Annotated in this window: 22 protein-coding genes; 11 read left to right on the forward strand and 11 right to left on the reverse strand. The window is 62.7% G+C overall.

The window, feature by feature from the left end:
- Positions 1 to 171: 171 nt before the first annotated feature.
- From QCE49_RS12260 to QCE49_RS12270, 3 genes are all read left to right on the forward strand, one after another.
- Positions 172 to 972 carry a DUF1835 domain-containing protein gene (locus QCE49_RS12260; RefSeq protein ID WP_034473234.1) on the forward strand — a complete coding sequence of 267 codons (801 nt, stop codon included), beginning with the start codon at positions 172 to 174 and terminating at the stop codon, positions 970 to 972.
- Between the two features lie 33 nt (positions 973 to 1005).
- The gene (locus QCE49_RS12265; protein WP_250460319.1) at positions 1006 to 1611 is read left to right on the forward strand and encodes a TetR/AcrR family transcriptional regulator; all 606 of its coding nucleotides are present in this window, start codon (positions 1006 to 1008) and stop codon (positions 1609 to 1611) included.
- A gap of 288 nt (positions 1612 to 1899) precedes the next feature.
- Positions 1900 to 2496: a GNAT family N-acetyltransferase gene (locus QCE49_RS12270; protein ID WP_235366314.1), complete on the forward strand. Its 597-nt coding sequence runs from the start codon at positions 1900 to 1902 to the stop codon at positions 2494 to 2496.
- Between the two features lie 73 nt (positions 2497 to 2569).
- On the opposite strand, the gene QCE49_RS12275 is transcribed toward QCE49_RS12270, so the two are convergent.
- Positions 2570 to 3073 (reverse strand): Lrp/AsnC family transcriptional regulator, encoded by a 504-nt coding sequence (locus QCE49_RS12275; RefSeq protein ID WP_008352710.1) that lies wholly within the window; start codon positions 3071 to 3073, stop codon positions 2570 to 2572.
- Between the two features lie 145 nt (positions 3074 to 3218).
- Here QCE49_RS12275 and hppD point away from each other — a divergent pair, with 145 nt between their 5' ends.
- Positions 3219 to 4322, forward strand: coding sequence for a 4-hydroxyphenylpyruvate dioxygenase (gene hppD / locus QCE49_RS12280; RefSeq protein WP_008352709.1), 1104 nt, complete (start codon positions 3219 to 3221; stop codon positions 4320 to 4322).
- Between the two features lie 94 nt (positions 4323 to 4416).
- Here the strand turns inward: hppD and QCE49_RS12285 are convergent, their stop codons facing one another.
- Positions 4417 to 4626, reverse strand: a complete 210-nt coding sequence (locus QCE49_RS12285) for a hypothetical protein (RefSeq protein ID WP_250460318.1) — start codon at positions 4624 to 4626, stop codon at positions 4417 to 4419.
- A 345-nt stretch (positions 4627 to 4971) separates the two neighbouring features.
- On the opposite strand from QCE49_RS12285, the gene QCE49_RS12290 reads away from it, so the two are divergent.
- A complete protein-coding gene (locus tag QCE49_RS12290; protein ID WP_250460316.1) occupies positions 4972 to 8547 on the forward strand; it encodes an indolepyruvate ferredoxin oxidoreductase family protein in 3576 nt (1191 codons plus the stop codon).
- 69 nt (positions 8548 to 8616) lie between these two features.
- On the opposite strand, the gene QCE49_RS12295 is transcribed toward QCE49_RS12290, so the two are convergent.
- Entirely contained in the window at positions 8617 to 10890 is a 2274-nt protein-coding gene (locus QCE49_RS12295; RefSeq protein ID WP_250460305.1) for an NADP-dependent malic enzyme, read from the reverse strand.
- 251 nt (positions 10891 to 11141) lie between these two features.
- Positions 11142 to 12383, reverse strand: coding sequence for an MFS transporter (locus QCE49_RS12300; protein WP_250435327.1), 1242 nt, complete (start codon positions 12381 to 12383; stop codon positions 11142 to 11144).
- Between the two features lie 308 nt (positions 12384 to 12691).
- On the opposite strand from QCE49_RS12300, the gene QCE49_RS12305 reads away from it, so the two are divergent.
- On the forward strand, positions 12692 to 13378 hold the full coding sequence (locus QCE49_RS12305; RefSeq protein ID WP_008352701.1) for an orotate phosphoribosyltransferase: 687 nt from the start codon (positions 12692 to 12694) through the stop codon (positions 13376 to 13378).
- Positions 13379 to 13460: 82 nt separating this feature from the next.
- Here QCE49_RS12305 and QCE49_RS12310 read toward each other — a convergent pair whose 3' ends face one another.
- Entirely contained in the window at positions 13461 to 14174 is a 714-nt protein-coding gene (locus tag QCE49_RS12310) for a response regulator (protein ID WP_008352699.1), read from the reverse strand.
- Positions 14175 to 14466: 292 nt separating this feature from the next.
- Between QCE49_RS12310 and QCE49_RS12315 the strand changes: the two genes are divergently transcribed.
- The 3 genes from QCE49_RS12315 (at position 14467) to argC (ending at position 16798) form a co-directional block, all read left to right on the forward strand.
- On the forward strand, positions 14467 to 15057 hold the full coding sequence (locus QCE49_RS12315) for a YbhB/YbcL family Raf kinase inhibitor-like protein (RefSeq protein WP_008352697.1): 591 nt from the start codon (positions 14467 to 14469) through the stop codon (positions 15055 to 15057).
- 126 nt (positions 15058 to 15183) lie between these two features.
- Positions 15184 to 15798 (forward strand): flavodoxin family protein, encoded by a 615-nt coding sequence (locus QCE49_RS12320; RefSeq protein WP_239295487.1) that lies wholly within the window; start codon positions 15184 to 15186, stop codon positions 15796 to 15798.
- 46 nt (positions 15799 to 15844) lie between these two features.
- Positions 15845 to 16798, forward strand: coding sequence for an N-acetyl-gamma-glutamyl-phosphate reductase (gene argC, locus QCE49_RS12325; RefSeq protein ID WP_008352692.1), 954 nt, complete (start codon positions 15845 to 15847; stop codon positions 16796 to 16798).
- Between the two features lie 236 nt (positions 16799 to 17034).
- Here argC and QCE49_RS12330 read toward each other — a convergent pair whose 3' ends face one another.
- The 4 genes from QCE49_RS12330 to QCE49_RS12345 all read right to left on the reverse strand — a co-directional run bounded on the left by QCE49_RS12330 (position 17035) and on the right by QCE49_RS12345 (position 19692).
- Positions 17035 to 17400: a response regulator gene (locus tag QCE49_RS12330; RefSeq protein ID WP_008352689.1), complete on the reverse strand. Its 366-nt coding sequence runs from the start codon at positions 17398 to 17400 to the stop codon at positions 17035 to 17037.
- Positions 17401 to 17407: 7 nt separating this feature from the next.
- The gene (locus QCE49_RS12335) at positions 17408 to 17848 is read right to left on the reverse strand and encodes a hypothetical protein (protein WP_175979596.1); all 441 of its coding nucleotides are present in this window, start codon (positions 17846 to 17848) and stop codon (positions 17408 to 17410) included.
- 152 nt (positions 17849 to 18000) lie between these two features.
- Positions 18001 to 18630 carry a LysE family translocator gene (locus QCE49_RS12340; protein WP_250460303.1) on the reverse strand — a complete coding sequence of 210 codons (630 nt, stop codon included), beginning with the start codon at positions 18628 to 18630 and terminating at the stop codon, positions 18001 to 18003.
- Between the two features lie 66 nt (positions 18631 to 18696).
- The gene (locus QCE49_RS12345; protein WP_279613006.1) at positions 18697 to 19692 is read right to left on the reverse strand and encodes an NAD(P)-dependent oxidoreductase; all 996 of its coding nucleotides are present in this window, start codon (positions 19690 to 19692) and stop codon (positions 18697 to 18699) included.
- Between QCE49_RS12345 and QCE49_RS12350 the strand changes: the two genes are divergently transcribed.
- Complete coding sequence (locus QCE49_RS12350; protein ID WP_250460321.1) at positions 19691 to 20446, forward strand: Mut7-C ubiquitin/RNAse domain-containing protein; 756 nt, start codon at positions 19691 to 19693, stop codon at positions 20444 to 20446. The two genes, QCE49_RS12345 and QCE49_RS12350, sit on opposite strands and share 2 nt — an antisense overlap.
- Before the next feature lie 9 nt (positions 20447 to 20455).
- Positions 20456 to 20764, forward strand: coding sequence for a hypothetical protein (locus tag QCE49_RS12355; protein ID WP_008352684.1), 309 nt, complete (start codon positions 20456 to 20458; stop codon positions 20762 to 20764).
- 48 nt (positions 20765 to 20812) lie between these two features.
- Here the strand turns inward: QCE49_RS12355 and QCE49_RS12360 are convergent, their stop codons facing one another.
- Together QCE49_RS12360 and QCE49_RS12365 are read right to left on the reverse strand one after the other, a co-directional pair.
- Entirely contained in the window at positions 20813 to 20956 is a 144-nt protein-coding gene (locus tag QCE49_RS12360) for a type II toxin-antitoxin system YoeB family toxin (RefSeq protein WP_250460299.1), read from the reverse strand.
- 23 nt (positions 20957 to 20979) lie between these two features.
- On the reverse strand, positions 20980 to 21348 hold the full coding sequence (locus tag QCE49_RS12365; protein WP_250460296.1) for a hypothetical protein: 369 nt from the start codon (positions 21346 to 21348) through the stop codon (positions 20980 to 20982).
- Positions 21349 to 21409 lie beyond the last annotated feature (61 nt).

The raw sequence follows: 21409 nt of genomic DNA on the forward strand, positions 1-21409 counted from the left end.
ACAACACGAGATCGATGAGGGTTTCGTGCTGACCTGCCAGTGCCATCCGGTGAGCGAGCGCGTGGTTGTGAGCTTCGACGAGCGGTAAGCGACGTCCCGCCGGCATTCGATTCGCGTAAACTAGGATCGCTCACCCGAGCGGTCCTTTCGTCTTTCCGGCAGCCGACACCGATGAACACGATTCATGTCACGAATGGCGATAGCGCGGCCCAATCGCTCACCGAAGCCCTGCTGCGCGCGGAACGCGATGAGCGCGTCATTGCGCTGCGCGACGATCTCGCTGTCGGTCCGCTCAGGGACATCGACGAATCGGTGCTCGCGCGCGCCACGTTCTGGCGTCAGATCATAACGAGCGGCATCGACTTCGAAGACGAACTCGAACAGCAACAGGCGCTCTTCACCCGCCTCGCGCGCGGCGACGGACAGATCGTCGTGTGGCACGGTCAGAGCGCGGCGGATCAGCTCACGTTGCGACGCGTCGCCTATCATCTGCGCAATGCGCCGCAGCGCCTGAACGAAGCAAAACTCACGTACGACGATCTGTCGATCGGAACCGACGACAGCGAGCCGCAACGCGTCAGCCGCGAAGACCGCGCGACGGCCGTCGGCATGTTCTCGCCGAAGCAACTGGTCGCGAAGCTGCCGACCGCCGCGCCCATTTCCGTGCTGCGCATCAGCCGGCTCGCGCTCGAATGGCAGGAAGCGAAGTACGCCAACGCGGAAACGCGCCGGCTGCGCGACAACATGCTCGTATCGGGAACGTGGACCGACGTCGACGAAGCGCTGCTCGATCTCGCCAGTCCAGAATGGAAGCCGGCCGCCCGCATCGCCGGCGCGGCGATGGCACAGCGCTTCGATTTCCTGCTCTCCGATGCCGTCGCGTTCTGGCGTTGCCGCGAACTCGTGATGGCGGGACGGCTTAAAATCCGCGGCACGCCGTCCGAAATCAGTCAGGCCGAACTGCGCCGCTGAATCCATATTTATAAGAACGCATTCTTCGAACACATGGCCCGTACCAAAGCGCCCGATCACGAGACGCAACGCGAACAGATCCTCGAACTCGCCGCCGCGAAATTCGCGCAGACGAGCTATCCCAGTACCTCGATGGCCGATCTCGCCGCGGCGAGCGGCACGTCGAAAGCCCGCCTCTATCACTATTACGAGAGCAAGGAAGCGATCCTCTTCGATCTGCTCGATCGCTACACGAAGCGGCTGATGCTGATCATCGCGGAGGTCGAAGGCGCGAGCCAGCGGCGCGGACTGGGCGAGCGCGAGGCGTTCGCCGAGCTCGTGCGCGCGTTCCTCGCCGAATATGAGACGTCGCACAGCCGGCACGTTGCGCTGCTGAACGACGTGAAGTATCTCGAAGAGGCGCAGCGCGAAATCGTCCTCGATCGTCAGCGCGACATCGTGGCGGCGTTCGCGCGACAACTGGCGCGCGCGTATCCGAAACGCGCGACCAAGGACAATCAGACCGCCCTCACGATGATGGTGTTCGGCATGATCAACTGGACGTTCACCTGGCTCAAGCCGGGCGGAAAGCTCGGCTACAGCGAATTCGCCGAGCAGGTCGTCGACATGATCGAAAATGGGTTAAACGTCGACCATTAGAAAATGCTGCGGCACAACAGACTCACCGGTCGGTGAACCGTTGCGTTCACGCCAATCTGTTAAGCGACTGATTTCATTGACCTAAATTGATTTCAGCGCACGTTTAGAACGTCACGCCTAATCGGTTTTAAGGGTTTTCCCGTACTCGCTTCTCCCAGATCGGCTAGAATTCGTTTTGCTTTGCAGCACGCTGCATGACGAATCGAAGGAGAAACGACCGTGGAACTGACTATCAACCGCACTGCCGAGCAGATCGTCGCGCACGATCAGCCGCTCAAAGACGCGCGTATGCCGGTTCTCGTCCGCGAGTTGTCTTCGGCGGATCGCGAGCGTCTCCTCACGCACTTCCTCGCGCTCGATGAAGACGACCGTCTTCTGCGGTTCGGCCAGATCGTGCCGGACCACGTCATCGAGAACTACGTGCGCAACATCAATTTCGCGGACGACAAGGTGTTCGGTGTCTTCGGCAGCGCGCTGGAATTGATCGGCGTCGGCCATCTGGCCTATCTGCCCGCCGAAGGCGACAAGCGCACCGCCGAGTTCGGCGTGTCGGTGCTCGAAAGCGCCCGCGGCCGCGGCGTCGGCTCGAAGCTCTTCGAGCGCGCCGCCATGCGCAGCCGCAACACGCACGTGTCGGTGCTCTACATGCACTGCCTGTCGCGCAACTCGACCATGATGCACATCGCGAAGAAGTCGGGCATGAAGATCGAGTACGCGTACGGCGAAGCGGACGCCTATCTGTCGCTCGCGCCGGCCGATCAGACCAGCATCATGGCCGAAATGCTCCAGGAACAAGCGGCCGTGTTCGACTACGCGATCAAGCGCCAGGCGCATCGTGCGTCGCAGGTTTTTCAGGCGTTCGTTCCGACGGCGGACGCAGCTTAACCATCATCGAGAACAGCGCGGGGTGCGCTGCGAGCGGGACCAGCAAGGGCGGCATCGACCGCCCTTTTTCATTTCAGCGCAACGGCAGAACCGTCGTCTCCTTGATGCGCTCCAGCGAGAAGCTCGAGCGTACGTCGATCACCGATGGATGATGCAGCAACTCGTCCTGCACGAAGCGCGAAAAGTCATCCATGTCGCGCACTTGCACGCGCAGCAGAAAGTCCATCTCGCCGGTCATCGCGTCGCACGCGACGACTTCCGGCCATGAACGCACGGCTTCGCGAAAGAGATCGCCGTGCGTCGGCGCCTTCGGCGTGCCCGCCGCGGCCTGCGTGCCGCCGCGCTTTTCCAGACGCACGTTGATATAGGCAAGCAAGCCGAGCCCGAGTTTTTTTGCGTCGAGCAACGCGACGTACCCGCGAATGACGCCGATCTCCTCCAGCCGACGGATGCGCCGCAAGCACGGACTCGGCGACAGATTCACGCGCTCGGCGATCTCCTGATTCGACAGCCGGCCATTTTCCTGAAGGATCGCAAGAATGCGGCGGTCTATCATGTCCAATTCGGGTTCGGCCATTTCATAGCTCCGGAATGCACTCGATTAGCAGTATCGTGCGCAATCTTATGGATGCGCGATTTGTTTCGCAAGTTTTTGCCATCGCCATCTGACTAAACTGTCTTCACGTCGCGCACACGCGCCGCACGCCAATCAGGAGACATGCATGACCGCAACGACTTGGGACAATCCCGTCGGCACCGACGGCTTCGAGTTCATCGAATACACCGCGCCGGATCCCGTCGCGCTCGGGAAACTGTTCGAGCAGATGGGCTTCACGGCGATCGCGAAGCATCGTCACAAGGATGTGACGCTGTATCGGCAAGGGGAAATCAACTTCATCGTGAACGCGGAGCCGGATTCCTTCGCGCAGCGCTTTGCGCGTCTGCACGGGCCGTCGATCTGCGCGATCGCATTCCGCGTCGCCGATGCCGCCAAGGCGTATCAGCGCGCGCTCGAACTCGGCGCCTGGGGTTTCGACAACAAGACCGGTCCGATGGAGCTGAATATCCCGGCGATCAAGGGCATCGGCGATTCGCTGATCTATTTCGTGGATCGCTGGCGCGGCAAGAACGGCGCGCAGCCGGGCAGCATCGGCGATATCAGCATTTACGACGTCGATTTCGAGCCGATCCCGGGCGCGGAGCAGAATCCGGTCGGCCACGGCCTCACGTATATCGATCACCTGACGCACAACGTGCATCGCGGCCGCATGGTCGAATGGGCGGAGTTCTACGAGCGGCTCTTCAACTTCCGCGAAGTGCGTTACTTCGATATCGAAGGCAAGGTGACGGCAGTGAAGTCGAAAGCGATGACCTCGCCGTGCGGCAAGATCCGCATTCCGATCAACGAGGAAGGCTCGGAGAACGCCGGCCAGATTCAGGAATATCTCGACGCGTACCACGGCGAAGGCATTCAGCACATCGCGCTCGGCACGGGCGACATTTACGGCACCGTCGACGGACTGCGCGGCGCGAAGATCGCGCTGCTCGATACCATCGACACGTATTACGAACTCGTCGATCGTCGCGTGCCGGGGCATTGCGAATCCGTCGCGGAACTGAAAAAGCGCAAGATTCTGATCGACGGCACCAAGGACGAAATCCTGTTGCAGATCTTCACGGAGAACCAGATTGGGCCGATCTTCTTCGAGATCATTCAGCGCAAGGGCAACCAGGGCTTCGGCGAAGGCAACTTCAAGGCGCTGTTCGAATCGATCGAACTGGATCAAATGCGCCGTGGCGTGCTGAAGGACACCACCGCGAGCTAAGAAATACGAGGGGCACAAAAAAAGGGACATGAATTTCATGTCCCTTTTTCCATTCCGGCGACCCGCTTTGTCGGCGCGGACCGCGACGATCGGGTCAGCCCGCCGTCTCGTCGTCGCTGCTTTCGGATTCGCGGCGCTGTTGGGCGCCAGCCTGAACCGACTGAACGCGCACTTGCGCGACCTGTGCAACCGACGACGCCCCGAACGGCGAGGCATTATTCGCCCGTGCGCCGCCAACGGGCGCGCTAATGGCGAAAAAGGCTGCCGAAACCATCAAGAAACTCTGGATGTGGCGTTGTTTCATCGTTATCTCCTTCTAACTGCTTGCGTACAACTCGCTTTCGGAAGCCAAAACGTGCTTAAAAAGATGACACGGGATTTCCGGAAGCGCCATTTTAGACAGGGATGAGTGGCAGGGTTCCGCAGATCGGTCGGTTTTACACGATGTAACAAAACCTTCCCGATCACGGTCAAATCGTCAAGGAATTGACGCAAAGCGCAACCAAGCGAGGAATTTTTAACGGGTTTGTCCCACTGTCTCGAAAACCCTTAGACCGGCAAACTGGAATCCCGGCCCGACCGTTCATAAGACGCGACGGCCCGAAACATGCTTTGGTGATCCCAAACCTCGGGTGGAGGAAGACACATAATGAACGCCCCGCTAGACGCAGAACAGAGAGCTTCGCTAGAAGCCGCGCTGAAGTCCGTCACGCTCGACGACAAATACACGCTCGAACGCGGCCGCGCCTACATGAGCGGCATCCAGGCGCTGGTGCGTCTGCCGATGCTCCAGCAAGAGCGCGACAAAGCCGCTGGTCTCAATACGGCCGGATTCATCTCCGGTTATCGCGGTTCTCCCCTCGGTGGTCTCGATCAGTCCCTCTGGAAGGCGAAGAAGCATCTCGCCGGGCATCAGATCGTGTTTCAGCCGGGCGTGAACGAAGATCTGGCCGCCACCGCCGTGTGGGGCTCGCAGCAAGTCAACCTGTACCCGAGCGCCAAATACGACGGCGTTTTCTCGATGTGGTACGGCAAAGGTCCGGGCGTCGATCGCTCGGGCGATGTCTTCAAGCACGGCAACTCCGCTGGCTCCGCAAAGCACGGCGGCGTTCTCGTGCTCGCCGGCGATGATCACGCCGCGAAATCGTCGACGCTCGCGCATCAGTCGGAGCACATTTTCAAGGCGTGCGGACTGCCGGTGCTGTTTCCGTCGAACGTGCAGGAATATCTCGATTTCGGCCTGCACGGCTGGGCGATGTCGCGCTACTCCGGCCTGTGGGTCGCGATGAAATGCGTAACAGATGTCGTCGAGTCGTCGGCTTCGGTCGATATCGATCCGCATCGCACGCAAATCGTGCTGCCCACCGATTTCGCGATGCCCGACGGCGGCCTGAACATCCGCTGGCCCGATCCGCCGCTCGTGCAGGAAGCGCGTCTGCTCGACTACAAGTGGTACGCGGCGCTGGCCTATGTGCGTGCGAACAAGCTCGACCGCGTGGAGATCGATTCGCCGCACGCGCGCTTCGGCATCATGACCGGCGGCAAGGCGTATCTCGACGTGCGTCAGGCACTGACCGATCTCGGCCTCGATGACGCGACGTGTTCGCAAATCGGCATTCGTCTCTACAAGGTCGGCTGCGTGTGGCCGCTGGAAGCGCAAGGCGCGCAGGAATTCGCGCGCGGGCTGGAAGAGATTCTCGTCGTCGAAGAAAAGCGCCAGATTCTCGAATACGCGATCAAGGAAGAGCTGTACAACTGGCCGGATGCCCAACGTCCGCGCGTCTACGGCAAGTTCGACGAGAAAGACGGCGCCGGCGGCGAATGGTCCGTGCCGATGGGCAACTGGCTTCTGCCCGCGCACTACGAGCTGTCGCCCGCGATCATCGCGAAGGCGATCGCCACGCGCCTCGAAAAGTTCGATCTCCCCGCCGACGTGCGTGCGCGCATCGCGACGCGCCTCGCCGTGATCGACGCGAAGGAAAAATCGCTCGCGCGGCCGCGCGTCGAGGCGGAGCGCAAGCCGTGGTTCTGCTCGGGCTGTCCGCACAATACGTCGACGAACGTGCCGGAAGGATCGCGCGCGATGGCCGGAATCGGCTGTCACTACATGACGGTCTGGATGGACCGCAACACGAGCACGTTCAGCCAGATGGGCGGCGAAGGCGTCGCGTGGGTCGGCCAGGCGCCGTTCTCGAACGACAAGCACGTCTTCGCGAATCTCGGCGACGGCACGTACTTCCATTCGGGCCTGCTCGCGATCCGCGCGGCGATCGCGGCGAAGGTGAACATCACCTACAAGATTCTTTACAACGATGCCGTCGCGATGACGGGCGGCCAGCCCGTCGACGGCGTGCTGACCGTGCCGCAGATCACGCATCAGCTCGCGGCGGAAGGCGCGGCGAAGATCGTCATCGTCACGGATGAGCCGGAGAAGTACACGGCGAACGTCGGACTCGCGCCGGGCATCGACGTGCATCATCGCGATGAACTCGACGATATCCAGCGCCAGTTGCGCGACATTCCGGGCACGTCGATCCTGATCTACGACCAGACCTGCGCCACCGAGAAACGGCGTCGCCGCAAACGCGGCGCGTTTCCCGATCCGGCGAAGCGCGTCGTCATCAACGAGGCCGTGTGCGAAGGTTGCGGCGATTGCTCGGTGAAGTCGAATTGCCTGTCGGTGGAACCGCTCGAAACCGAGTACGGCACGAAGCGGCAGATCAACCAGTCGACGTGCAACAAGGACTATTCGTGTCTGAACGGCTTCTGCCCGAGCTTCGTCACGGTGGAAGGCGGGCAGTTGAAGAAACCGAAGGCGACGAGCGTCGCGAGCGATGCGATGCCCGCCGTGCCCACGCCCGAGCTGCCGGAAATCGGGCGGCCGTATGGCGTGCTGGTGACGGGCGTCGGCGGAACGGGCGTCGTGACGATCGGCGCGCTGCTCGGCATGGCGGCGCATCTGGAGCAGAAAGGCGTCACCGTGCTCGACGTCACCGGTCTCGCGCAGAAAGGCGGCGCCGTGATGAGCCACGTGCAGATCGCGAATCGTCCTGCCGATATCCACGCGACGCGCATCGCGATGGGCGAGGCGGATCTCGTCATCGGCTGCGACGCGATCGTGACCGCGAGCAACGAATGCGGCTCGCGGATGCAGCCGGACCACACGCGTGTCGTCGTGAACAGCGCGCAAACGCCGACCGCCGAGTTCATCAAGAATCCGAACTGGAGCTTTCCGGGCGCGAGCGCCGAGGCGGATATCCGCGCGGCGGCGGGCGAGCACGTCGCGCTCGTCGATGCCAACCGCTTCGCCGTCGCGCTGATGGGCGACGCGATTTATACGAATCCGTTCGTGCTCGGGTTTGCGTGGCAGAAGGGCTGGGTGCCGCTGCGGCATGAATCGCTGGTGCGCGCGATCGAATTGAACGCGGTGCAGGTCGAGAAGAATCTCGCGGCGTTCGAATGGGGACGACGCGCGGCGCACGATCTTTCGTCGGTTACGCGGCTCGCTCACGGGACGCAAACGCAAGACGCGCCGGGCAAGATCATTGCGCTGCATACGCCGAAGGCGCTCGATACGCTCATCGACAAGCGGCTCGACTATCTCGCGAAGTATCAGAACACGGCTTATGCGGCGCGGTATGGGCGGCTGGTCGCGTCGGTGCGCGCGAAGGAAGCGGAACTCGGAACCGGTGATTATTCGTTGACGGAAGCTGTCGCGAAGAATCTTCACAAGCTCATGGCTTATAAGGACGAGTACGAAGTCGCGCGCCTGTATGCCGATCCGGTTTTCCTCGACAAGATTCGCGGGAGCTTCGAAGGCGACTGGAAGATCAAGGTGCATCTCGCGCCGCCTTCCTTGTCGAAGAAGGATTCGCATGGGCATCTGGTGAAGAAGCAGTACGGCCCGTGGATGATGTCCGCGATGCGTGTTCTCGCTCGTTTCAAGTTCCTGCGCGGGACGGCGCTCGACCCGTTCGGACGCACGGAGGAGCGGAAGATGGAGCGCGCGTTGATCGGCGAATACGAAGCGCTGGTGAAGGAGCTGATCGGCGGATTGACGGCAGAGAAGCTGCCGCTCGCGATCGAACTGGCGAATCTGCCGGATTCGATGCGCGGGTATGGGCACATCAAGGAAAACAACGTGAAGGCCGCGAAGCTGAAGTGGGAGAAGTTGCTGGGACGGTGGCGCGATCCGCAGGGTGACCAAAAGCGACAAGTAGCCTGACGCGCTGGCTCAAAAAAAACGGCGATCCTTTCCGGATCGCCGTTTTTCTTTCAGCGCAGCAAATAAACCTTACTTCGCCACGCGCGCATTCGCGCTCGCCACCGCCGTCATATTGATGATCCGACGCACGGTCGCCGCCGGCGTGAGGATATGAACCGGCTTCGCGGCACCCAACAAGAACGGCCCGACCGTCACGCCTTCGCCGCTCACCATCTTGAGCAGGTTATACGTGATGTTCGCCGCCTCGACGTTCGGCATGATGAGCAGATTCGCCTCGCCATGCAGCGTCGTACCGGGGAACGAAGCCTTGCGCACGGCTTCCGACAAAGCCGCGTCGCCGTGCATTTCACCGTCGATTTCGAGATCCGGCGCGCGCTCGGCGATCAGCGTGCGCGCTTCGGCCATCCGGCTCGCCGATGCGCTCGGCACGCTGCCGAAGTTCGAATTCGACAGCAGCGCGACCTTCGGCTGCACGCCGAAACGCTCGATCTCGCGCGCGGCGAGAATCGTCATGTCGGCGAGTTGTTCGGCCGTCGGCGTCTCATTGACGTACGTGTCGCTGATGAACAGATTGCGCCCTTGCAGCATCAGCAAGTTCATCGCCGCGAAGTTGTTGGCGCCTTCGGCCTTGCCGAGCACCTGATCGATGAACTTCAGATGATCCTGATACGTGTCGATGAGACCGCAGATCATCCCGTCCGCGTCGCCGGTATGAACCAGAATCGCGCCGATCAGCGTGTTGAACTTGCGCAGCGCGGCCTTCGCGCTTTCGGGCGTCACGCCCTGACGCGCGGCGATCTCGTGATACGCCTGCCAGCTCTTCTGATAACGCGGATCGTCTTCCGGATTCACGATCTCGAAATCGACGCCTGGCTTCAGCTTCGAGCCCATCTTCTGCAGACGCATCTCGACAACCGCCGGACGCCCGATGATGATCGGCTTCGCGATCTTCTCCAGCAGCACGAACTGCGCGGCGCGCAGCACGCGCTCGTCCTCGCCTTCCGCGAACGCGATGCGCGCCGGCGCCGCCTTCGCCGCCGCGAACACCGGGCGCATCACCATGCCCGTGCGATACACCGTCGCGCCGAGCGTCTCGCGATACGCGTCCATGTCCTTGATCGGACGCGTCGCCACGCCCGAATCCATCGCGGCTTGCGCGACAGCCGGCGCGATCTTGATGATGAGGCGCGGATCGAACGGCTTCGGAATCAGATATTCCGGACCGAATTCCAGCGAATGACCTTCGTATGCCTTCGCGACTTCATCGCCCTGATCGGTCTCTTCGGCGAGTTCCGCGATCGCGCGCACGCACGCGAGCTTCATCTCTTCGGTGATCGTCGTCGCGCCGACATCCAGCGCGCCGCGGAAGATAAACGGAAAGCACAGCACGTTGTTGACCTGGTTCGGATAGTCCGAACGGCCCGTCGCGACGATACAGTCCGGACGCACGCGCTTCGCTTCTTCCGGGCGGATTTCCGGCTCGGGATTCGCGAGCGCGAGAATCAGCGGCTTGTCGGCCATCGTCTGGACCATCTCGGCCTTCAGCACGCCCGCGCTGGAACAGCCGAGGAACACGTCGCAGCCGTGCATCGCATCGGCGAGGGTGCGCGCGTCGGTCGACGCCTGATAGCGCTCCTTCGACGCATCCAGATTGCCGCGGCCTTCGTAGATCACGCCCTTCGAATCGATCACGAGCGTGTTCGACTTCTTCAAACCCAGATGCACGAGCAGATCCAGACACGCGATCGCCGCCGCGCCCGCGCCCGAGCAGACGAGCTTCACTTCCTCGAGCTTCTTGCCGACCACTTTCAGGCCGTTGAGAATCGCCGCCGAAGCGATGATCGCCGTGCCGTGCTGATCGTCATGGAAAACGGGAATCTTCATGCGCTCGCGCAGCTTCTTCTCGATATAGAAGCATTCCGGCGCCTTGATGTCTTCGAGATTGATGCCGCCGAGCGTCGGTTCGAGCATCGCGATCGCATCGACGAGTTTGTCCGGATCGGTTTCAGCCAACTCGATGTCGAACACGTCGATGCCCGCGAACTTCTTGAACAGGCACCCTTTGCCTTCCATCACCGGCTTGGCCGCGAGCGGGCCGATGTTGCCGAGTCCCAGCACGGCCGTGCCGTTCGTCACGACGCCGACGAGATTCGCCCGCGACGTGTACTTCTGCGCGTCGAGCGGTTCGTCGTAGATCGCCATGCAAGCGGCCGCGACGCCCGGCGAATACGCGAGCGAGAGATCGAGCTGGTTGGATAGCGGCTTGGTCGGAGTAACCGAAATCTTGCCGGGGCGGGGATTCTGGTGATACGCGAGGGCGCTTTGCTTGAGTTGTTCGTCCATGATTGACCTGAGACGTTTGGGAATTATTTGAACAGGGTTCACACTGCCGTCGACCGTGCTGCAATGAATGCGGAAATGTGAATCGATGGACCAAGTATCACGGCTCGGCACGTCGGATAGACGCAACGTGCCGCTCGGAAGGATGTGACGAGCGGACGGAGCCTTGGTTTTTTTGGGACGTCCAGTGTACACCGCGCACTTGAAATGACGCGATGCAACGTTTCAGCGCAATTTCGTCCGATGAAGCACGCTCAGACGAGCTCGGCGCCGCGCTTTTCGGGGATCAGAAAGAGCGTCGCGATGACATCGAGCAGATAGATCGACGCGAGGAACGCGAGCGCGACCGCGAACGAATAGCGCGCCGCCAGCGCGCCGACCGCGACCGGTCCCAGACCGCCCACCGCGCGCCCGATGTTGAACAGCACGTTCTGCGCTGTCGCGCGCGCTTCGGTCGGATAGATTTCGGAGATCAGCGCGCCGTAGCCGCCGAGCATGCCGTTCACGAACACGCCCATCACCGCGCCGCCAATCAGCAACGCGGACGGGCTCGTCAGATTGGAGTAGACGAAGACCATCGCGACCGCGCCGATCTGATAGACGAGAAACGCGGGCTTGCGCCCGAAGCGATCCGCCGCGAGACCGAACAGCCAAATGCCGAGCGCCATGCCGAGCACGGTGGCCGCGGTCCAGAGACCGGATTTCGTGAGCGAGTAGCCGAACGTCTTCGACAGATAGCTCGGTAGCCAGATCATCAGCCCGTAATAGCCGAAGTTCTGCACCGAGCACAGAATGATGACGCCGATGCTCGCGCGCGCGGTGCGGGCGTCGTCGAAGAGACGTTTGAGCGGCAGCTTGCGGGCGCGGTTCGCTTTCGCGGCCGCGCGGCGTTCGGTGAAGAGCGCGGGTTCCTCCACATGCCGCCGCACGAAAAACGACGCCACCGCCGGCAGCAGCCCCACCGCGAACATGCCGCGCCAGCCGATCAGGGGGAGGAGCAACGGCGTGACGAGCGCGGCGGCGAGCACGCCCAGTTGCCAGCCGATTCCGACATACGACGACACGCGCGCCCGCAAACGCGCGGGCCACGCCTCGGCGACGAGCGCCATGCCGATGCCGAATTCCCCGCCCAGCCCGATCCCGGCGATGGTGCGGTAAATCAGCAGATCGCCATAGCCCTGCGCGAGCGCGCATAAACCGGTGAAGACGGCGAACACGAGAATCGTCCAGGTCAACATGCGGACGCGGCCGAAATAGTCGGACAGCATGCCGAACACGATGCCGCCCGCGACCGCGCCGGCGAGCGTCCACGTGACGAGCGCGCCGGATTGCGCGGGCGTGAGATGCAGGTCGGCGGCGATCGCGGGCAGCATGAAGCCTAGAATCAGCAGATCGAAGCCGTCCATCGCGTAGCCGAGAACGGACGCGATGAGCGCCTGCAGCGCGTGGCGCGTGGGCGCGACGCTGGAATCTTGTGTAGAGGGAACGGATGTCATCGGCGATGTGAAGTTGCGCAACGGCGCCGCGAGTTTACGCGCGAGCGGCGCGGCTTCACAACCTGCAAACAATTCGCCCCGCCTCGCCGCCTCGGGTAAAATGGCGGGCTAGCTGTGCATGGGACGGCCTTAAGGCGCCGAACTAACGCGCCGAACTAAGGCGCCGAAGCGCCAAGTCCCGTCGACACGCGCGCAGGAAACGCCAAAAGCCATCCGAAAGGAATGCTCTTTCCGCGTCGATCCATGCGCCAGGGCCCGCGCGGCCGCCTCCCGCTTTCCAAGCGCCACACAAGTCCAAGGATTCGCCCATGACAGGCTTCGATCGCCAGACGATCTCCGACACCACCGCCAAGATGTTGCTCGAAGTGCAGGCGGTGCACTTCAACGCGGAAAAACCGTACATCTTTACGTCCGGTTGGGCGAGTCCCGTGTATATCGATTGCCGCAAGCTGATCTCCTACCCGCGCGTGCGCCGCGGCCTGATGGAGATGGCCGAAGCGACCATTCTGCGCGACGTCGGCTACGAGCAGATCGACGCGGTCGCCGGCGGCGAGACCGCTGGCATCCCGTTCGCGGCGTGGATCGCCGATCGCCTGATGGTGCCGATGCAATATGTGCGCAAGAAGCCGAAGGGCTTCGGCCGCAACGCGCAGATCGAAGGTTTGCTGACCGAAGGCCAGCGCGTGCTGCTGGTCGAGGACCTGACCACCGACAGCCGCAGCAAGATCAACTTCATCAACGCGCTGCGCACCGCGGGCGCGACGGTGAATCACTGCTTCGTGCTCTTCCACTACAACATCTTCAAGGAAAGCGTGTCCGTGCTGAAGGACATCGACGTCGATCTGCACGCGCTCGCCACATGGTGGGACGTGCTGCGCGTCGCGAAGGAACAGGGCTATTTCGAGACGAAGACGCTCGATGAAGTCGAGAAATTCCTGCATGCGCCGGCGGAATGGTCGGCCGCGCACGGCGGCGCAACTGCGGCTCCGCAATAAATATTGACAGTCGCAAGGCAATGAAAATGCAAAAAACCGCTGATTAAACTCAGCGGTTTTTTTAATTCTGCAAGCGGACGAACTAGAGCGAGTTCGGATTGGAAAGCGAGGAATCGTCGAGCGAGCCGTCGCCGGAATACGCCGACAGGTTCATTAATCCGTTGCTTTGCGCGTACTGAAACAATTCCGAATCGCGCTCGATGCCGAGTTTGCGCATCGCCGTATTCTTTTGCGTGCTGATCGTCTTGATACTGCGCCGCAATTGAGCCGCAATTTCGGTGATCGTCATGCCCGAGACGAACAGGCGCACCACTTCGAGCTCGCGCTTGGACAGGATGACGCTGCGCTGCTGCCCGCTCGCGCCGAGGCCCATGCTGTCGAGCGCGACCTTCACCGACGGCCCGAGGTATTCCTGGCCGCGCATCACGTGCTGGATCGCCCAGCCGATGTGATTCATGTCGTCGGCCTTGTTGATGATCGACATCACGCCGACCTCGCGCAAACGTTTGAGCAACGCCGGATTCTCGAGCATCGTCAGCACGACGAGTTTGACCCGCGGGAACTGCCGTCCGATGTAGCCGAGCAAGGGCATGCCGTCGCCGTACGAACCGCCGGGCATGGCGAGATCGGTGACGAGAACGTCGCAGGGAGACTTCTGAAGCAACTGGATGAGTTCGGTCGACTGACGCGCCTGCCCGACGACGTCAACCTCCGGAAACTTGTTGAGCGCCTGCGTCGCGCCGAAAAGGATCACCGGATGGTCGTCTGCGATAATGACTTTTATTCGCTGGCTCATTTAACTCTCCTGTATTTCAGTCGATTTGTTGCCGCGCGAATCTGCATCGAATTACTCATTTCTACATTCAATAGAGTCGGAAGTCGTCGCCGTCAAGGCGCTGCTTTCACTACGTCCAAACCTGCGAGCGCACAATGCGCCATCGGTTAAGTCCCAAGGAATCCAAGCTTTAATGCTTTGTTGCAATGTTAAACTGCAAGCTGGTTCGAAGCGCATCACTGAGACAAAAAACATCGTTGCGGCCAGCGAAACGCTGCTATAACGCGCGGCGATACTGACAGGAGTTCAGCCCATGCGCCTCACCGGCCGACGCGTGAGTTCGAGTGGCCATGTCGTATCAGTACTGTTCATCGCCTTGGCGGCGGCGGTTTTTCCCATTTCGCGCGACGCTGCGGCCGATCCCGTCTTCACCGTGACCAGTACGGATCTCGCGCCGGGCAAGACTATCGGGCGCGATCTGCTTTTCGATCAATCCGAGTGCAAGGGCGGCAACCGCTCGCCGCAAATTTCCTGGCATGGCGCGCCTTCGAACGCGCGCAGCTTCGCCGTGACCATCTTCGACCCCGACGCGCCGGGGCGCGGATGGTGGCACTGGGCCGTCGCCGGCATTCCCGCCGGCACGGATCGGCTGCCGAACAACGCGAGCGCTTCGGGCGCGCTGCGCAAGCTGGGCGCCATCGAAGCGCGCAACGACTGGGACACGGACGGCTACGGCGGCCCCTGCCCGCCGCCCGGCAAGCCGCATCGCTACATCGTGACCGTGTACGCGCTCAACAGCGCCGATCTGCGCTTGCGCCAGGGCACGCCCGCACTCATGTTCGAACACGAAATCCGCACAATGGCCATCGCCAGCGCGCGACTCACCTTCACATACGGGCGATAGTCGGACGTCGAGAACCGTGCGGTCGCGCCGGTCGGTCAAAAATTGTTCTTGCTAGACTGGCCCGAACCGTCCGCACGGCGCGCCTTCGGCGTGTGCCGCCGCGCACGGACCGACCTCGGGGACACCATGCCGAACATCGTCATCGTTTATCACAGCGGCTACGGCCACACGAAGAAGGTCGCGGACGCCGTGCTCGGCGGCGCAACGGACGCCGGCGCGAACGTGAAGCTGATCGCCGTCGGCGAGCTCGACGACGCTGGCTGGGCCGAACTCGACGCCGCCGACGCCATCGTTTTCGGCGCGCCGACCTACATGGGCGGGCCGTCCGCCGATTTCAAGAAATTCGCCGATGCAAGCTCGAAACCGTGGTTCGCGCAGAAATGGAAGGACAAGATCGCGGCCGGCTTCACGAATTCGGCGCACATGAACGGCGATAAATTCCTGACGATCTCGTATTTCGTAACGCTCGCCATGCAGCACGGCATGGTCTGGGTCGGCACGGGCATGATGCCGTCGAACACGAAGGCGGCCACGCGCAACGACCTGAATTTCGTCGGCGGATTCACCGGGCTGCTCACGCAATCGCCCGCGGATGCCTCGCCGGAGGAAGCGCCGCCGATCGGCGATCTGGAGACGGCGAAGGTTTTCGGCGCGCGCGTCGCGGCTGTGACGGCGCGCTGGATCGGCGATCGCGCCGCCGTCGACAACGACGGACATCAGTCCGCCTCGAATTCGCACTAAAATGTCCGTTTTGCGGCGAGCGCCCGCACGAACCAGCGAGATCGAGATGACCACGAAAGTATTTGTCGACGGACAGGAAGGCACCACCGGCCTGAAGATTTTCGAATATCTGTCGCAGCGCCGTGACATCGAAGTGTTGCGCATCGAGGATGCGAAGCGCAAGGACGTGGAGGAGCGCCGCCGCCTCATCAACGCATCGGACGTGACGTTCCTGTGCCTGCCGGATGTCGCGTCGCGCGAGTCGGTTTCGCTCGTCGCGCCGGACAACACGCGCACCGTGATGATCGACGCCAGCACGGCGTTCCGCACGCAGGACGACTGGGCGTACGGTCTGCCGGAGTTGTCGCGCGCGCAGCGTGAGCGCCTGCGCACGGCGAAGCGCATCGCGGTGCCGGGTTGCCACGCGTCGGCGTTCGTGCTGTCGGTGCAGCCGCTCGTCGCGGGCGGCCTCGTGCCCGCCGATTTCCACGCTCACGCCTATTCGATCACCGGCTACAGCGGCGGCGGCAAGAAGATGATCGCGGAGTACGAAGCAGGCGGCGACGACAAGCTGATGAGCCCGCGCCCGTATGCGCTCGGCCTGACGCACAAGCATCTGCCGGAAATGTCGGTGCGCACGGGTCTGAAACGCGCGCCGGTCTTCACGCCGATCGTCGGACCGTTCCTGAAAGGTCTCGCCGTGACGACGTATTTCTCGCCGGACCAGCTCGCGCGCCCGGCGAAGCCGCAGGACGTGCGCGACATGCTCGCCGAGTATTACAACAACGAGCCCTTCGTGCGCGTCATGCCGTTCGACGCTGAGAGTAACCTCGACGCCGGCTTCTTCGACGTTCAGGCGTGCAACGAAACGAACCGCGTCGATATTTTCGTGTTCGGCAACGACGAGCGCTTCGTGACCGTGGCGCGCCTCGACAATCTGGGCAAGGGCGCGTCGGGCGCGGCGATCCAGTGTATGAATCTCGCGATCGGCGCCGACGAAGAGACGGGGCTCGCCCGCTGATCGAGCTTCAGCCGAATCAAAAAAGGCCGACTCGCCTAGGGGGCGAATCGGCCTTTTTCGTATCAGTCGGTGCGGCGCAGCATCGGAATGTACTGACGAAAAAAAGCCCGCCAAGGTTGACGGGCTGAATCCATATCAGTGGAGACATGGAGGAGACAGGAGTAAATATACCAAGAATATTGGTGCATCGCAACATGACCGTCGCAACGGGCTGACGCCCGACACGCCGACGAAACTCAGGGCTGCATCATCGAAAGGATGAACTGGAGCTGATCCGCGGAAATCGGCTTGACGAGATGCATGTCGAAACCTGCGTCGAGCGTCATTTCTCGATGCTGGGGCTGCCCCCAGCCGGTGAGCGCGACGAGCATCAACGCGTGGCCGTTCGGCAGCTTGCGCAACTGGCGCGCCGCCGCAAGTCCGTCGACGAGCGGCATGCCGAGATCGAGGATCACGACTTCGGGGTCGAACTGCGCGGCGACTTCCACAGCCTGCGCGCCGTTCGCCGCGAGCGCGACCTCGTGGCCCATGCCGGTCAGCAAGTTCGCGAGACCGGCGAGCGCATCGTCGTCGTCGTCGGCTATCAGGATGCGCTTGCTCATGATGGCCTCAGCGGGAACCGTAAATTTCGAGTGTCAGCTTGTTCGACCCGGCCTGCGCCGCCGTAATCTCGGTGCGCGCACCGCGTGCGCCCAGATAGAAGTGCTGGCGCGCGGGCGAATTCTGATCGTGCGTCGCGTCGGGCACGCACGAGGCGATGTCCGCCGCGACGCCCTGCAGCGCATCCGCGCTCGATCCGCCGCGCGGCGTCCATGTGCATCGATAGTTGGTTTGCGAAGCGGCGCACTTCGCGTCGTCGCCGTAGGGAAGCGCGATCGCGCGGCCGTCGAAAGCGGAAAGCGACGAGAAATTCGGCGCGGCGGACAGCACGCGTTTGAGCGCATCGCACGGATTCGGCGTGTCGTCGGCGCGCGCGCACGTCGTCGAAAGCATGCCGAAGCAGAGCGGCAAGAGCGCGGCGAAAACGGCGCGTCGGCCTGTCTCATCCATGAGCGCCTCCTTTTAGCTGTTCTTTTCGTTTCGCCGCGAACCGGCGAGCGCGACTATGCGCTGCCGATTCGCGTATGTCTGTTCGAAAGCGAATGAAGCACTGAAAACGGCAGCAAGTCACGCACCCGTTTTTGCAGACGTTTGGAAGCGCGTTAGTGACGCACGAGCGCCATCATCGCGCCGAAGCCGACGAACACGCCGCCCGTCAGCCGGTTGAACACCTGCGCGACGCTCGCGCTTTTCAGTTTGTCGCCGATGCGCGCGCCGAGCCCCGCGTACACGGCGTACCAGCTCACCTCGATGACGGCGAACGTCGACACGAGCACCGCGAATTGCGGCAAGACCGGCCGGCTTGCATCGATGAACTGCGGCAGCAGCGCCGCCGCAAAGAGAATCGCCTTCGGATTGCTGCTCGCGACGAGAAAGCCGTTGCGAAAAAGCGTGAAGGGTCTGAAAGCATGCGCGCCGCCGGTTTCGTCGCGCACGTCGATCGCGCCCGCCTTGGCGCGCCAGCTTTTCACGCCGAGCCAGACGAGATACGCCGCGCCGATCAGACGCAGCGTGTCGAAGAGGCGCGGCCACGCTTCGAGAAACACGCCCAACCCCGCCGCCGACACCGACAACATGATGACGAGCGCCGTCAGACAGCCGGCCATGGTGGCGGTCGAGCGCTCGAGACCATGCCGTGCGCCGTGCGTCATGACGAGCAGCATGTTGGGGCCGGGAATCGCGGATACGACGAAGACGGTGGCGACGAACAGCCACCAGAGATGCACGCTCATTACGGCGTGGCAAGGACGGAAACGGGATTCGAATTATGCCGTTTGACCGCCTTCCACGACATCGATTTACGACTCGCGCCCCGCGCGGCGCGCGGCCACCTGACCGAGCACGGCGAAATCCTTCTCGCCGTCGCCGTGGGCGAGCGCATCGACGAGGTTGTCGCGCACGACGCTCGCCACCGGCAGCGGCACGTTGACGGCATCGCCCGCGGCGATCGCGAGACGCACGTCCTTTAGTCCGAGACGCGCCTTGAAGAGCGCGGGCTCGTAGCGCCGCTCGGCGATCATCTTCCCGTAGCCCTGGTACACCGGACCCGGAAACAGCGAATTCGTGATGACGTCGAGCAGCGTCTGCGATTCGATGCCGTGGCCGCTCACGAGCGCCGCCGCCTCGCCGAAGCTCTCGATCGCCGACGCCAGCATGAAATTCGCGGCGAGCTTGAGCACGTTCGCGTGCTGCGGCTCGCTGCCGACGCGCCACGTTTTCTGGCCGAGCGCATCGAGGACGGGCTGCACACGGTCGATCGCTTCGCTCGCGCCCGCCGCGAGAATGTTGAGCTTGCCCGCCGCCGCGACGTCCGGCCGGCCGAGCACCGGCGCGGCGACATACGCGACGCCGTGCTGCGCGTGCAATTCGGCGAGCTCGGTGGCGAGCGCCGCCGAGATCGTCGCCATGTTGACGTGCACCAGGCCTTTCGGCGCGTGCTTGAGCAGGCCGCCATCGACGAGCACGGAGCGCAGCGCGGTATCGTCGGCGAGCATGGAGAACGCGGCGTCGCCGGCGAAAGCCTGCTCGGGCGTATCGACGACCGACGCGCCCTGATCCGCGAGCGCGCGCGTTTTGTCGCGCGAGCGATTCCAGACGCGCACGCTGTGCCCCGCCTTGAGCGCGCGCTCCGCCATCGCGCCGCCCATTTCCCCCAATCCGATGAATCCGATATCCATGCTCGTGTGCTCCTTTGCCTTGTCCGCTTGCCGCGCGCGCAATGCCGCGCGGACCGAGCGCCAGTAAAGCACATCGCCGGAAAGCGCGCAGAAGCGCGCAATGCCATACTGCTGCATGGTCAAGGCGCGCTTTCACTTCCATCGCGAACTGAACGATTTCCTCGCTCGATCCCTGCGCGGGCACACGTTCGCGTGCGCGTGCGCGAAGTCTTCGTCGATCAAGCACATGATCGAGGCGCTCGGCGTGCCGCATACCGAAGTCGATCTGATCGTGAAGGCCGGCCGCGCGGTTGGATTCGACGCCCCGATCGAGCCGGACGATCTCATCGAGGTTTATCCCGCGCGTCACGCGCCCGCCGGAATGGAGAACGGCGCGCTGCTGCTGCGCCCGCCGCTCGACGCCGCGGACCTGCGTTTCATCGCCGATGCGCATCTCGGCGGACTCGCGCAATTGCTGCGACTGGCGGGCTTCGACACGCGCTACGACAACAACTTCCCCGACGATGAAATCGAGCAGCTCGCGCAGGACGAAGCGCGCATCGTGCTCACGCGCGATCGCGAATTGCTCAAGCGCCGCACCGTCTTGCGCGGATGCTACGTGCGGACCCTGCAAGCCGACGAACAGTTCCGCGAAGTCTCGGAGCGCTTCGATCTCGCGCCGCACGTCCGCGCGTTCCGTCTCTGCCTGATGTGCAACGCGCCATTGCGTCCGGCCGCGCCCGGCGAGATCGACGGCCGCGTGCCCGAGGGCGTACGTGAGCGGCATGCGCGCTTCGTGACCTGCGATGTGTGCCATCGCGTGTTCTGGGAAGGCTCGCACTGGCGGCGCATGCGGGCGCGCATCGATGCGCTGGCGGAGGCGGGTCGCTAGTTCCGTACAATGTCGGACTTGCAATCAATCGTCGCATCGGAGCATCGCGTGAACAAATTCGAACTGGAACAGAACAAGGCATTCAAACTCGCCAACGACCTCAAGCAGGGCGGCCGGGCACGCGTGGGCGCAGCGGATGCGCAGAAGGTAGATCGGCGTGAACAGCGCAAGCTCGATCAGGCGAAGGGGCTCGTGCCGTTCGCGTGCAAGCTCGATGAAAAGCTCGTCAAGCAGTTGAAGGAACGCGCCGAAGCGCATGAAGGCGGGATGACGGAAGTGCTGGCCGAGTTGCTGGTGAAGGCGGGGCTGGAGCGGTAAGCGCTGGTTGTCGCCGTGGTGGCCGCGGCAGCGAACGATGCGCGGCGACTACGCTTTGTCGTGCCTGAGCGGTTCCGGCTTGCCCGTTCCCTTGAACGGGCTGCGGCAGGACTCATCGATCAGGCTCGTCAGCTTCTCGAAGGTCTTCGCATCCGAGCTGCGCCACTGGTGATAATCACACCAGCTCGGCATCAAGAACTTCACGCCGCGCCCCATCATCCGGCCTGCTTCGTTCGTTTCGCGAACATATTGAGAAACGACGATTTCGGCGCCCGCGTCCTACGTATGCGCCGCGCTCGCAGAGGCTTCCCACCTTGCGACGTTTCCTCCTCTTCCAGATCTGCCGGCGTAAGAAAACTGACGCCCTGCGCCTCCATCAACTCGAACGTCTCGTCGACTGTCCGCCGGCAAAGCTCGTTTTCGACCTCTTGAAGCCGCGCAATGTACAGCGCCAGCCTGTGCTTCGGAACCACGACGAGCTTCTCCGAATCCAGCAACGGCATCTCGCCCCATTCGCTCGACAACCGCCCCGCTGCCCGCCCCGCTTCATACTTACGCTCGATTAATTCAACGGTCCTAACCATTTTCCGCCCTCGCATTTGCACGACGATGGGCAGATTATGACCGCCAACGTTCGCCCCATGC

The organism is Caballeronia sp. LZ008 (assembly GCF_031451435.1).
GTDB classification, from domain to species: Bacteria; Pseudomonadota; Gammaproteobacteria; order Burkholderiales; family Burkholderiaceae; genus Caballeronia; species Caballeronia zhejiangensis.